The organism is Priestia sp. 53B2 (genome assembly GCF_056099005.1).
In genome coordinates, this window is sequence record NZ_JBLZXA010000001.1 from 371,140 (window position 1) to 384,163 (window position 13,024).

Annotated in this window: 12 protein-coding genes and 1 pseudogene; 5 read left to right on the plus strand and 8 right to left on the minus strand. The window is 35.2% G+C overall.

Going from position 1 to position 13,024, the window contains the following annotated elements; genetic code table 11:
* Positions 1-49: 49 nt before the first annotated feature.
* The 3 genes and pseudogenes from corA to dgoD all read right to left on the minus strand — a co-directional run bounded on the left by corA (position 50) and on the right by dgoD (position 4,183).
* A complete protein-coding gene (corA, locus tag ACN6NE_RS02235) occupies positions 50-1,009 on the minus strand; it encodes a magnesium/cobalt transporter CorA (RefSeq protein ID WP_129703425.1) in 960 nt (319 codons plus the stop codon).
* 46 nt (positions 1,010-1,055) lie between these two features.
* Positions 1,056-2,954, minus strand: a complete 1,899-nt coding sequence (locus tag ACN6NE_RS02240) for an MFS transporter (RefSeq protein WP_474324279.1) — start codon at positions 2,952-2,954, stop codon at positions 1,056-1,058.
* A 93-nt stretch (positions 2,955-3,047) separates the two neighbouring features.
* Positions 3,048-4,183 (minus strand): annotated as a pseudogene (gene dgoD, locus ACN6NE_RS02245) (galactonate dehydratase).
* Positions 4,184-4,440: 257 nt separating this feature from the next.
* Between dgoD and ACN6NE_RS02250 the strand changes: the two are divergent.
* Complete coding sequence (locus tag ACN6NE_RS02250) at positions 4,441-4,845, plus strand: hypothetical protein (protein WP_474324281.1); 405 nt, start codon at positions 4,441-4,443, stop codon at positions 4,843-4,845.
* Between the two features lie 979 nt (positions 4,846-5,824).
* Here the strand turns inward: ACN6NE_RS02250 and ACN6NE_RS02255 are convergent.
* Together ACN6NE_RS02255 and ACN6NE_RS02260 are read right to left on the minus strand one after the other, a co-directional pair.
* Positions 5,825-6,136, minus strand: coding sequence for a carboxymuconolactone decarboxylase family protein (locus ACN6NE_RS02255; RefSeq protein ID WP_129703429.1), 312 nt, complete (start codon positions 6,134-6,136; stop codon positions 5,825-5,827).
* The gene (locus tag ACN6NE_RS02260; protein WP_474324283.1) at positions 6,133-6,549 is read right to left on the minus strand and encodes a tautomerase family protein; all 417 of its coding nucleotides are present in this window, start codon (positions 6,547-6,549) and stop codon (positions 6,133-6,135) included. Before ACN6NE_RS02260 ends, ACN6NE_RS02255 begins: the two co-directional genes overlap by 4 nt.
* A gap of 106 nt (positions 6,550-6,655) precedes the next feature.
* On the opposite strand from ACN6NE_RS02260, the gene ACN6NE_RS02265 reads away from it, so the two are divergent.
* Complete coding sequence (locus ACN6NE_RS02265; RefSeq protein WP_474324285.1) at positions 6,656-7,531, plus strand: LysR family transcriptional regulator; 876 nt, start codon at positions 6,656-6,658, stop codon at positions 7,529-7,531.
* A 112-nt stretch (positions 7,532-7,643) separates the two neighbouring features.
* Here ACN6NE_RS02265 and ACN6NE_RS02270 read toward each other — a convergent pair whose 3' ends face one another.
* Together ACN6NE_RS02270 and ACN6NE_RS02275 are read right to left on the minus strand one after the other, a co-directional pair.
* Positions 7,644-8,270: a hypothetical protein gene (locus tag ACN6NE_RS02270; RefSeq protein WP_129703435.1), complete on the minus strand. Its 627-nt coding sequence runs from the start codon at positions 8,268-8,270 to the stop codon at positions 7,644-7,646.
* A 20-nt stretch (positions 8,271-8,290) separates the two neighbouring features.
* Positions 8,291-8,827 carry an SF0329 family protein gene (locus tag ACN6NE_RS02275; RefSeq protein ID WP_474324286.1) on the minus strand — a complete coding sequence of 179 codons (537 nt, stop codon included), beginning with the start codon at positions 8,825-8,827 and terminating at the stop codon, positions 8,291-8,293.
* A 466-nt stretch (positions 8,828-9,293) separates the two neighbouring features.
* On the opposite strand from ACN6NE_RS02275, the gene ACN6NE_RS02280 reads away from it, so the two are divergent.
* The gene (locus ACN6NE_RS02280; RefSeq protein ID WP_474324288.1) at positions 9,294-9,875 is read left to right on the plus strand and encodes a type 1 glutamine amidotransferase family protein; all 582 of its coding nucleotides are present in this window, start codon (positions 9,294-9,296) and stop codon (positions 9,873-9,875) included.
* Positions 9,876-10,068: 193 nt separating this feature from the next.
* On the opposite strand, the gene ACN6NE_RS02285 is transcribed toward ACN6NE_RS02280, so the two are convergent.
* On the minus strand, positions 10,069-10,851 hold the full coding sequence (locus ACN6NE_RS02285; protein ID WP_474324289.1) for a GNAT family N-acetyltransferase: 783 nt from the start codon (positions 10,849-10,851) through the stop codon (positions 10,069-10,071).
* 208 nt (positions 10,852-11,059) lie between these two features.
* Between ACN6NE_RS02285 and ACN6NE_RS02290 the strand changes: the two genes are divergently transcribed.
* Together ACN6NE_RS02290 and ACN6NE_RS02295 are read left to right on the plus strand one after the other, a co-directional pair.
* A complete protein-coding gene (locus ACN6NE_RS02290) occupies positions 11,060-11,959 on the plus strand; it encodes an alpha/beta hydrolase family protein (RefSeq protein ID WP_474324291.1) in 900 nt (299 codons plus the stop codon).
* Between the two features lie 405 nt (positions 11,960-12,364).
* The gene (locus tag ACN6NE_RS02295) at positions 12,365-12,982 is read left to right on the plus strand and encodes a methanogen output domain 1-containing protein (protein ID WP_474324292.1); all 618 of its coding nucleotides are present in this window, start codon (positions 12,365-12,367) and stop codon (positions 12,980-12,982) included.
* Positions 12,983-13,024: the final 42 nt, after the last annotated feature.

Genomic DNA, 13,024 nt, shown 5'->3' on the forward strand with positions numbered 1-13,024 from the left:
AGTTTACTCAACGTACGAAAAACTTATGTATAAAAAGGAGAAAAGCCTACTACTTATTGACTTTAAACCAGCCTTTTCGTTTGAACCAGAGAATCATACCAATTGTCATTAAAGCCATAATTCCTAGAACAATATAATATCCGTAATGCCAGTGAAGTTCAGGCATATGATCAAAGTTCATCCCGTATAACCCTACGACAAATGTAAGAGGAATGAAAATAGATGAGATAATTGTTAATGTCATCATAATGGAGTTCATCCGATTGGCGTTAAGTGAAAGGTAATTATCTCTCATATCTGATGTCATATCTCGATTAGCTTCCACCATGCTTGTTAATTTTATTAAGTGGTCATAGATGTCATTGAAATAGGCTTTCTGCTCCGCAGGTATATGTAAACGTTCAGAATTAATAATTCGATATAGCAGATCACGCATAGGAAGAATGGTTTTTCTAAGCTTTAATAAATCACTTCGGATATCAAAAACATCATTCATCAGTAAAGCAATTGATTTTTTGGCATCTCTGCTTTCAATTTCATTTAATTTATCCTCAATTTCATACACAATTGGGAAGTAATCATCCACTAATTGGTCTAGAACCGCATAAGCAATATAGGACACTCCTTTACTAAATCCACTAGGATGTTGTAAAAGGCGTTGTCGTACTGTTTCAATACTGAGTACCGGTTTAAAGTGAAAGGTCACTAAATAATTTTCTCCAATAAATAAGTCTACTTCTTCAACATCTAACGTGTTGCTATTTAAATAATGAAGAACTAAAAAGCTGTAACCCTCATAATAATCAAGTTTAGGACGTTGTAATAAGTGAAGACAATCTTCGATAGCTAAAGGATGAAAGTGAAAAAACGTCTCTAATACTTTTCCTTCCTCTTCAGATGGAGAGGCAAGATCTACCCAGAACCACTTAATTGAAGGGTCAGATAAGTGATCAAGGGGTATATCTTCTTTGACGTGTAAGTCTTGTGTGATAGCGATTGTTCGGATCATAATGCTGCTCCTCCATGTGATTAATGATTCTCTATTGTATAGTATGTTACATAAAATAAACGATTAATCCCACTGCTAACAAGGCAAGGAAATCAAACCCACTCTCGATATGTGTAACTCTGGTTTTATCTTCACTCAATGTAATTCCTCGCTTTTGTAAGTAAGGATTGAGTTTCTGATACATACTTTCAGCTTGTTCCTTTGTTTCCGTTACGATGACGAAGTCATCTGCGTAAAGAATACGTCCTATTTTACATTTGGAATCGATTTTATATCTTCCATTTGATTTGTGTGTCTTTCTATAGAAGATACCAATCTCTTCTTCCATCCCACATAACGCAATATTGGCCAAAAGAGGGGACACAATACTTCCCTGAGGAGTTCCCTCTGTTGTTTTATGAAGCATATCCTGCTCTATGTATCCCATTTTGAGCCATCTTTTAATGATAGTATTTCCTGAGAACGAAGATGTTTGTTCTACTATCCAATTATGATTAAGATGGTCGAAACATCCTAAGAAGTCTCCTTCAAATACCCACTTTTTCTTACTATTTGTGTTCAGCTTGTTAAAGAGGTTACTTATAGCATCATGTGTGCTTCTTTTAGGACGAAAACCGTAGGAAGTGGCTTCGAATCTAACTTCCCATTGCGGTTCCAGTGCATTCTTTACTACGTTTTGATACACTCGATCTCGTATCGTCGGAATACCGAGAGGTCTTAGCTTCCCATTTTTCTTAGCGATAAACGTTCGTTTCGCTGGCTTTGGACGATGCTGAAAGACATTACATTTTAGCAGTTGTTGATATAGTGTGATACGTTCATTTGGTTTTAGAACCGTATAGCCGTCTAAGTGTTTAGGTGCTAGCGTTGAGACAAACACCCATGTAATAGAAGCTAAGCCATTTCCAAAAAACGCAATAGCCATAAACATGATAATGAGAGATGTGCTATTTACATAATTGGCTCCGATAATTGAAGTTGATAAAAGCAGACCTACGATAATCGGTGTTTTTCTTGCAATACCTAGTGATACTCCTTTTTTCACTAAAGCGTCCGATACAAAGCCAGATAGTAATACCCCTACAAATGCTGCTAAAAACGGAGCAGATGCTAAGAAGCCTGATTTTAAGAAATCTAGCCCTCTGTATTCCACAAGGTACGTGGGAAACCAGGTAAGGAAGAACCATAAAGTAGAGTTTACGGCAAACTGACCTAAGTAGATGCCCCATAGCTTCCGGTGAGAAAAGACTTCTTTAAGATTTCCCCATTCGAATTTTGCTCTTTCTCCTTTCTTATCAGCAGCTTTAACTAAGCCTCCACCTTCTTCGATATGCTGTAATTCTGCTTTATTTACTTTACTATGCTGAGAAGGATCACGATAAAAGATATACCATATAATGCCCCACGCTATACCGATAATCCCAGTAGTAATAAACAGACCTCTCCACCCTAAAAAGTGCTGAATGGTCACCAATGTAGGAGTTAAAAATGCTAGCCCTGCAAACTGTCCTGAAGTATAAAAAGCAATAGCTGATGCTCTTTCTTGATTTGGAAACCAGCTGGTGACTACTTTATTATTGGTAGGAAAAGCCGGTGCTTCGAATGCACCTGTCGCTAAACGCAGACCAAAAAGACTCACAAATCCCTTAGTAAACCCTTGCAACAGCGTAACAATAGACCAGGTAATTAAACTAAAGGCATACGTAGCACGAGCACCAAAACGGTCAACCATTACCCCTCCCGGTATTTGCAAAGCAGCATAAGCCCATCCAAAGGCTGAAAATATAAGGCCCAGTTCTACGGATGATAGCTTTAAGTCTTTGGACATAGCTGTGGCAGCTACAGAAATATTACTTCGATCCATATAGTTGATGACAACGCTTATGAAAATAAATGCTAAAACACGAAATCTAACGCGAGTTGGCTTTTCGCTATACCCCTTCATTCCCTTATCCCCCTGTATATGACTAGTTTAAAAAGAAGATCTGACTGACGGTCATTTATCAATCAGATCTTTTGTACTAAAATGCTTTCCCCTTTACCATTCCGCTACAGAACCATCTTTATGACGCCATACTGGATTACGCCAATTATGACCGATATCAGTCATTTTTCTAACATGGTCTTCATTAATCTCAATACCTAAACCAGGGCCATCAGGAATTTTCACAAAGCCTTCTTCGTATTTAAATACGTGGTTATCAACAATATAGTCTAGTAAATCACTGCCTTGGTTATAGTGAATACCTAAGCTTTGCTCTTGAATAAATGCGTTGTGACACGTTGCATCTACTTGAAGACACGCAGCTAATGCAATTGGTCCTAACGGGCAATGAGGCGCAGCTGCTACATCAAAGGCTTCAGCCATTGAAATAATTTTCTTACATTCTGTAATTCCCCCTGCATGTGATAAATCCGGCTGAATAATATCGACGTATCCGTCCGTTAAGAGCTTTTTAAACTCCCATTTTGAAAACATTCTTTCCCCTGTCGCAATAGGAATGGATACGTGATTGGCAATTTCTCTTAACGCTTCATTATTTTCCGGCAAAACCGGCTCCTCTATAAACATTGGACGATAGACCTCTAGTTCTTTAGCTAAAATTTTTGCCATTGGCTTATGTACTCGTCCGTGAAAATCAATACCTATTCCTACATAAGGTCCCACTGCTTCTCTGACAGCAGCAATACGTTCTACTACTTGATCAAGTTTTTCATATGAATCCACACTGTTCCATTCATTTTTACTGCTGTAAATCCTTTTGAAACAACTTCTCTTGCTGCTTCACCTACATCTGAAGGCCGGTCTCCTCCAATCCAAGAATACACTTTAATGGATTCTCTTGCTTTTCCGCCTAATAGTTGATGTACAGGGGCATCGTAATATTTTCCTTTTATGTCCCACAGAGCTTGATCAATCCCCGATATGGCACTCATTAAAATAGGTCCGCCTCGATAGAAACCGCCTCGGTACATAACGTTCCAATGATCTTCAATATTTAATGGATCTTTGCCAATAAGATACTCCATCAGCTCATCTACTGCAGCTTTAACGGTAGAAGCTCTTCCTTCAATAACAGGTTCTCCCCATCCAACAATTCCTTCGTCTGTTTCTATCTTTAAAAATAACCAGCGTGGCGGCACTTGAAACAATTCATAATTAGTAATTTTCATGTACTTTTTCCCCTTTCAGTTGCACTTTCATCTCCTCTAACAAACAGTAATCCTTCTGGTATTTCAATATTTTCTTTTTATAAAAATTAGAATTTCACCCTTTATATTAAATAGAATAATAGTCAAGCTCGAATAAAACCTGATCATCTATAATAAAATCTAGGGAAAAACCTTTTTGATCATACTATGTAGGTTTTTATTAGGTTAATTCTATGAAATGTAATAGATTATTCAGATGGAAAAATGAGTGAATACAAATGAGTTTAGCCACCTATATAGGTTCGAATGTAGAATTACCTATTAACGATGAACTGGATGATGTAGTTACTATTGGAAACTGCTTTTCAGATGAAATGCATCGATTAAACATAAAGAAACATCATTTTACTACTCCTTACGTTTATGAAGTATCAAGTGACTGGGGAATTGAAATTACGAAATATATGAATAAAAGCAGACTAAAAGAATCAAAAGAGAAACTACTTGCACTGTGTCGATTGATGGATCACTATCTTAAATCAGGAGATTTTTTTGAATTGTATAGTTGTTGGATAGGAGAAGAAGCTGAACAGCGAGAAGGAGCACTAACTTTAAACATCCATTATTTTGATATAGATGCTATTGAAATGCCTGAAAAAACATTAGTTAGAATCGAGAAATAAACTTCCCTTATTATGCTAACAATTTTTTCGCATCTATAATTTGAACGCAAAAAAAGCTATTTCAATCGTATTGGCATCGGAGTGAAATAGCTTTTTCTACTTTACATTCAAGAGTGTGTTAGATCCTTATGGATATCCTCACATGTGAATTATATCACAAACTTTTCTGCGTGTGAAGATGAAAAGTGAAATTTGTATGACAAGTATCAAAAAAATAAAAGTGCAACCTCGTTTACCAATAACGAGGTTGCTTTTTATAAAGGTTCTTTCATGCGTATCCAAGTATGAACGATAGCAGCATTATAACATCTGCCTTATGTTAAAGGATTGAGTTGATCTCTATGATTACTAATTGGAAAAAGCTTGTTAAATAAAATAAGCATAATTACAAAGTATGGAATCCATAATACAGTCCCAAAATAATTTAGTTTACTATCTTCTAAGTATTGACGATTCAGCAAATAATAAATGAAACTAAATACGATAACCGAAATCAACAGAACTACAATTCCGATATTCCCTGCTACTGCTACATCAATTTCTATTATTCTACTAATACGTTTAGTTCTTTTAATATAACAAATCTGCCACCTAATTCTTATGTAAAAGGTGTTACAATTAAAAACATAATGAACATAATAAGTGCAAATAAAGCCCCCTGAAGAACAAAGTTAATTGGCCTATGAGTATCTTCATTAGTCTTTACAAGCCGTTTTGACCATCTTGTATACATTGCTAATTTTGCACAAAAGCTGAATAAAACACCTGCAATGATTGAAGCGATTGCTATTATTAAGATATGAATTCACTCCTTTCTAAACTAACAGAAAGATGTCCATAACTTAATATAAAAACCTAAATAATACAAAAATCTAAATAATACAAAAATCTAAAAATCATAGGGGGTATCCTTTCGCCGCCTCTACCCCCACTGATTAACAGCCTACCTTATTTTCAGCATGACTTTTGCCCCTTTTTATTATTGCTCCGCTACTATACTCAGTGCCGCAGATGCCTTTGGCCACCCCACGTAAAAAGCCATATGGGTTATTAGTGCAATCATTTCTTTTTCAGTCATTCCATTCTTTTTTGCCAGCTGCAGATGAAAAGGCATTTGCTCAGTGTTGCCAATACTGATTAAAGCAGAAAGCGTACTCAAGCTTCTTTCTTTTGATGTTAAAGTTGGGTCTCTCCACACTTCTCCAAATAAGATATTTTCTCCATATTTCACAAAGTCAGGAGCCAAGTCTCTCATATCGTTTAGTAGCTTGGACTCAATACGGTTATTCATTTTTCTTGTTCCTCCTTTGGATTCACCATTTGTGTGATTCCTTGCCCAAATGACCAGTTATCAAGCGGCGTCTCGTTTAATGTAATGAAAATATTGTTTGTAGAAATAGCCAAGTCAGTGTAAAGTCCCTCTGCAATGGATTGGTATAGCTTCTTTTTCTGCTCGACAGTTCTGCCCTGGCCACATGTAATGGAGATATAAATCATTTGAGCTGTTCTTCTTCCACCATTTTCTAAGAGATACTGTGAATCATAGAAAAAATGCTGAGATGGATACGGTAAAAATAGTTGAAAATAGTCGTCTTTTGGGATGTAAAAATGTTGGATTAAAGACTGATGAATACAATTGCTTACTTCTTTTAGTTCCTTATCGTTTAATTGACATTCTGGATAATAAACGTTAACAAATGGCATCTATCATCTTCCTTTCTATATCCAGTGTACTTCCATACTCTTCATTTGTATAATTGAAAATAGGTCTAATAATTATCGAAAAAACCGATAGAGATGAGGTTAGAAAATGGAAATTAAAGAGTTAACGACGTTTAAAACAATTGTGGCAGAAGGAACGTTTTCACTTGCAGCAAAAAAATTGAATTACGCTCAATCTACCGTCACCGCTCATATTAAAAAGCTAGAAAAAGATCTTGGGTTTCTTTTATTTGAACGAGGCTGGGAAGCAACATTAACAAAGGAAGGTACACTATTTGTAGGGGAAATAGATAGCTTGTTAAAGCACTGGGAGTATTCCATATCTCAAGCACAGCGTATAAGCAAAGAGGAAAAAGGAACAATCAAAATCGGATTATCAGAATCGATTGCTCAAAGTTTAATGCCTGCTGTATTAAGCTATTTAAATGCCAAAAAACCGTACATACACTGCGATTTTACCATTGGAAACACCGCTCTTTTATCCGAGCTATTACGTCAAGATAAACTGGACTTGGCTGTTTGCGGACAGAATACGAACCTTTCCGGCTTTACTTTTACTCCGCTTGGTAAAGAACAAATCGAATTTATTGTGAATACGCCTAACCATCCGCTGCTACAGCAGAAATCACTTGAAATAGCCGATATTATTCACTATCCCATTTTAATAGGAGAAAATAGCTGTTATTACTATCAATCCGTCAACCACTTTTTATCCGAGAATAATATAGCCTTTAAACAAGTCTATAACTGTAGTGCTCTCCACCTCATTCCAGAAATGATGTTTGGAGATGCAGTTGGAATTATCCCTAGAGGCACTAGTTTAAAACCAACTAATATCCCGTTTAAAATACAAGGGTTTGACCCTGAGATGCCTATAGGGCTGTTAATTTCTTCTGAAAAAAGAAGTTACTTGAGTCAGACAAAAAAGAATGTTATAGAGGTAATTAAATCTTCGTTATCGTAGATCAACACTCACGTAAGATAACGTATTCACCTAAAAAAATCCTCCGCTCTGGAAGCAAAGGATTTTTTATAGTTATAGAGAGTTTGATCCCCTTTACAGATTAATATAGTACTCATCCACTATCTCTATCATGAGCATAGTTTTTTGATAAGCTGTCTTTAAAATCTTGAGGAAGCTTCATATTTCTAAAATTTAAGCCAATTAAATCTTCAACATCTTCATTTAAATACGACCATTTAGATGGTGATTTCATTAAATGGTCTAACAAAACAGCTTCATTAAAACCTATGACACATATATCTAAGCTCCGCTCCCCCCATATCGCCCACTTCTTAGAAGAAGAAAACCATACAACTTTCTCTGAATGATAATATGGAGCATCGGCAGGGCTGTCCTCTGGTCCAATTTCTAGGACATTCCTATACTCTTCACTTGATAAAGAAGTAGGAAGCTGCAAATAATTAAAATAGCCAAACTCTTTATAAAAATAATCTGTGGGATGTGGATCTAAGACAGCAACTGTAACTTCTTTTTCATTAAAGATCTTTGTTAAATATTGTACGGTAGGCCAAAAATCCTCACACATAACCCAATAAAACTCTTCAAATAAGTAATAATCACATCTTTGGTTAAATACTTGATGGGGCAATTCCTTATTAGTGTTGAAGATATTTTTTAGATTTTTATTAGCGGATTGAAATTCTTTGATATCTTTAATAAAGAAATTTGTGGGCTTCACAATGTAGCCTCCTTCTTTTATTAACTGGGCTTAATATTTTCAACCTCACATCTTAGTTCATAAAATTGCATAACTAAGGGGTGCACATTAGAATTATATCTTAAAGCTTCTAGCGTCCTTTTCTCTAACCTTCTATCTACTAAAGTAAGAGCTTGAGAAATAACGTTCTCAGAATTTAATGCTCGATTAATGGATAGCTGAGGATACTGGATGAAGGCGTTATAAACATGATCAACGTTAAAAACACCTCTATATTCTAGAATACTTGCAGTATAGTCCATATCACTTACCTTCCCAATGAACTCTGGGAAACACTCAAATAAACAACCTGGGAAGGATTTTCTTGTTTTTCTCTTCACTTCCTCCCAAAGTTTATCATGTTCCATTAAATATTCTGCTGAAGAAGCATTAAAAATCTCCTTCTTATCTAGAGTAATCCAAATACGTGTCTGTTCTCCAAGAGAAACGTTATATTTAGTCAAATGAATACTCAATCTATGCTTCAACTTCTCACAGATTAAATTCTCCATATTTTTCTTTACTTCCGTCCACTTCATGCTATCCTTGTACTCCTCTTCCCTAAAATTATACGATTTCGCTTCTAGAAACATATTATACAAAATATGCCTAGTTCAAGTTTTTTTTCTTCATATATAGAATATACTTCATCGTTCTAGACAATAAAAAGAGCATCTAATTATTCTTTTAGATGCTCTTTTTATTCACTTTGTTTTTCTTTTTTACTAATAGACTTACAATCATCAGTAAGCCTAAAATTCCAAATGTTAAGTAAAAAAGATAGAAAATGTTTTCTCTTAAATTTTTTCCATTTAAAAGCCCCTTATTCCCTTATAATTACATTTTATTAAATGTTATCTGTCACCAGAAATGTCCTTAAACGTATATTTGAAAAATCCATATAATGTTATATTTTATATAATATATAAAATATGATAAATTAAGTTAGGATATTAATAATGTACTTGGTTATATTTCTAATGAGGGTTTAGGGAGGACATATAAATGAAAAAAGTATTGGTCTTTATTACAGATGGTTTTGCTGATTGGGAAGCCAGTTATGTAACCGCCGAGTTAAATAAACCAGAAACAGGATTTCAAGTTCAGACAATTGCAATTGATAAAAATCCTAAAGTTTCAATGGGAGGATTAACTGTGATTCCGGATTACAGCTTACAAGAATTTTCTTTTAGCTTGGAATTTATAATGTTACTTCTTCCTGGGGGAACTGGATGGAGAGAAGAAAAGAATCATCAGGTAAAGAAACTTGTGAGTTTTTGCCTTGAGAATACCATTCCCGTTGCAGCGATTTGTGATGCAACTACCTTTTTAGGGAATTACGGATTTCTGGATCAGCATAAACATACAGGAAATTCGTTACCTTATCTAAAAGAAGGAGCACCTAATTATCGAGGCGATGAAAACTATATAGAGGAACAATCTGTTAGTGATGACTGTCTAATCACAGCTAATGGAAGTGGTGTACTGGAATTTTCGAAAGACATATTAAATAAATTAGAAGTTTTAAAAGGTAAAGAACTAGAAGAATGGTACGATTTATTTAAAAATGGCTTTATTAAAAGGTAGTTACATAGATGGGTGAGATCATTAATGAATTGGTCGCTCTAAAGGAATGGAATGGATGAGAACCTGCAGTAGCGGAAGCGGAAGTGTAACCGCCCGCCCACGGAAATCAACCGCAGTGTAACAAGCGATTTGCTCATGCATTCCATTCGTTCGTCTGTAGATTGTATTGATTTATTTATGTCTCATTCTCTTTTCATTTTAATACATATAAAGCATAACCCTCTTCATTAGAAAACCCAAGTTTATTGGCTAATGCTTTCGAGGCTTTATTGTTATTATCGCAATCCCAAGCAGGCATAACGTTCTTTTCCAAACATTTATTTATAAACGCCTGGCCCACTATCTTTCCTAATCCTTGTCCTCTATAGTTAGGATTAGTCACAATATCGATTTCAGCTATGCTTCCACTATGAAAAATAGACACACATTCAGCGATAATATTTTCTTTATGGGTAAGACTAACACCTAATCCATTTTCCAGAAAATTATTCTCTGATCCCCAGTACTCCACTATATATGATTCATTAAAATCCTCACTTTTCCTTAAAGAATCAGCGTTAAAGTCTTTTAACTCATAGAGATTGGACAGGCTGTACGTAGAATGAACTTTTGAAGGAAGAAACCTGTACTTAGAGCGTTTCATTTTCTTTACATACGTTTTGAAAGTTTCGTCAAAAACAGTTTCCCAGTCAGTGGATGGAGTAAAAACCGTAAACCGTTTCTCCTTACCATACACGTTCTCAACAAAATAACGATAGAGAAAGTTATTAAATATCACGTCATTGCCTTGTCCAAATACATAATAGTCACCTGCACGTATTCTAAGAAATCCTGATGAAGGCCTCATCATATCATTTACGTACACAGATCCTTCAATAACATGATTAACGACAGAAAAAGCAAATGTAGGAGTCTTAAATGACGCTTTTAACATGTTATTTATCTTGTAATAATCTTTTGGTTCTAAACAATGCATTTTATTTCCCCCTTAATAAATATCACTGTCTTAATTATATAAGTGCATGCACAAATTTAGTTATCATAATGTGCTTTATCGATACAAAAACAGCCCGACGAATAATTAAAATAAAGGTTAATTAATCTTTTTCAAGAGAGCTAAATCAAAAAAATTTCATGTATAAGTTTGTTATAATAAAGATTGTTAAAAGCAAGGAGGAGTATAAGTGCACATAAGAAAACATGAAAGCCAGTCATTTTATGCCGGATGTCAATTCGTAGATATAGAAGATCAAACAAATGAACACGTCTTACCTCTCCTTATTATGTATCCTACATATAAAGAAGAAAAAGTTGAAAAGATGGGACCTTACACGATAAGTGCTGCGCAAAATGCTCCACTTTCAAATGGATCATTTCCTTTAGTCATTATTTCTCATGGCGATGGAAGCACGCCTCTTGCTTATCGAACAATTGCTCAGTTTTTAGCACGTAATGGTTTTATTGTAGGAATACCTCAACATCCGTTTAATAATCGAGAGAATAATACGCTATCTGGAACAATAGATAATCTAAAAAACCGGCCTACCCATATACGTACTGTAATCGATTGGTTTTTAAAAGAAAGTTCCTTTTCTCCATCCATTAAATCAAATAATATTTCTCTTATTGGCCATTCAATGGGAGGATATACGGCTCTTGCTATAGCAGGTGGAGTTCCCACTTCTTTTCCTTCTGAATCTCCTGATCAAAAGCCTTATTGTTTATCTGTTGATCATGATAAGCGGGTTCAATCACTTATTCTTTTAGCGCCAGCCACCGGATGGTTCAGAGAAAGAGGAGCTCTTGAAGACGTGAATATACCTATTTTAATGATTACAGGCGAAAAGGATACGATTACTCCTTCTTTTCACGGGGAATTTGTGTTAAATGGGGTTTCTGATGCGAAAAAAGTTCAGCATATAGCTGTAAAAAATGGAGGGCACTTTTCATTTCTCAGCCCATTTCCCGACTTTATGAAATCTCCTACCTTCCTTCCCTCTCAGGATCCGGAAGGCTTTAATCGCAAGGAGTTTCATGAGTATCTGCAAAACACTATATTGAACTTTTTATTACATTCTTTTTAACAGATTAGTCAGTTGTACCACCTTTTCTTTTGAAGAATAGGGACGGTGTTTTTTCTTTGGAGCGGAAGGTTCTCCTTTTGAACCTATCCTAGTTCCACTTTATATATTACAGCTGTAGCCTTAATTCTTTTAGAAGCAATTATATTTAGAAAGAGCAGTTAAAATCCCTTAGAAACTGATGAGCTTCTAAGGGATTTTTATTTCCCATAAGGCCCATTATGCTAGTCTCCTTCTTTCTTTTTAAAAAAGCAGCCAGTATTTACAAATAAATATTTTTAAATTCAAAAAACATAACACGCGATCTTGTTAATCTGTAATAATTAAGAAATAGAGATATACAGAAAAAGTGCTGTTTATTAAATTGATATTTTTACTCTTTTACAAAACAAAAGGGGGATTTACAATATGGTTTTAAAAAAAGGTCAGCTAACCGGACATGTATTTTTGTCTAAACTTATTACACAGTACGCAATGATTCATGAAAAAACGGTAGGCCCCGTAGCTGAAGAATATATTAAACAAATTGGTATTCGTACTGGAGAATGGATGGAAGACTTTTATAGCGATAAGCATGAAAAGTGGACGGTAGAGGAATATGCAGCAGTTATAATTGACCTTAAAAATTCAATTGGAGGTCACTTTGAAATTGTTTCCGTTTATCCAGACCATGTGGTTGTAAGCGCTACCCCATGTCCATTTGGTGACGTCGTACAGGATGCTCCTCATTTATGTAAGATGACGTCTAGTGTGTTTGGAGGAATTGCAGCTCGGAAATTCGGCTATGGAAAAGTGAGCTTGCGCCAGCGTATTGCTCTTGGTCATCCAATGTGTGAAGTTGCTATATATTTTACAAAACACAGTGAAGAAAATGGAGATGTATATGAAGATCTTCCTATTACCCCTTCTTATGGTAACCCTTTCAATTGGGAAGAGGAAACAATTCATATGCTTAATCAAGAACTTCGAAGAAGCGATGAAATGATTGAAACCCTTCTTGCAGAATTAGAAGAATTACGCAAATAGTATTTTATTACCGCACTTAACTATTAAGACATTTTGTTCTAG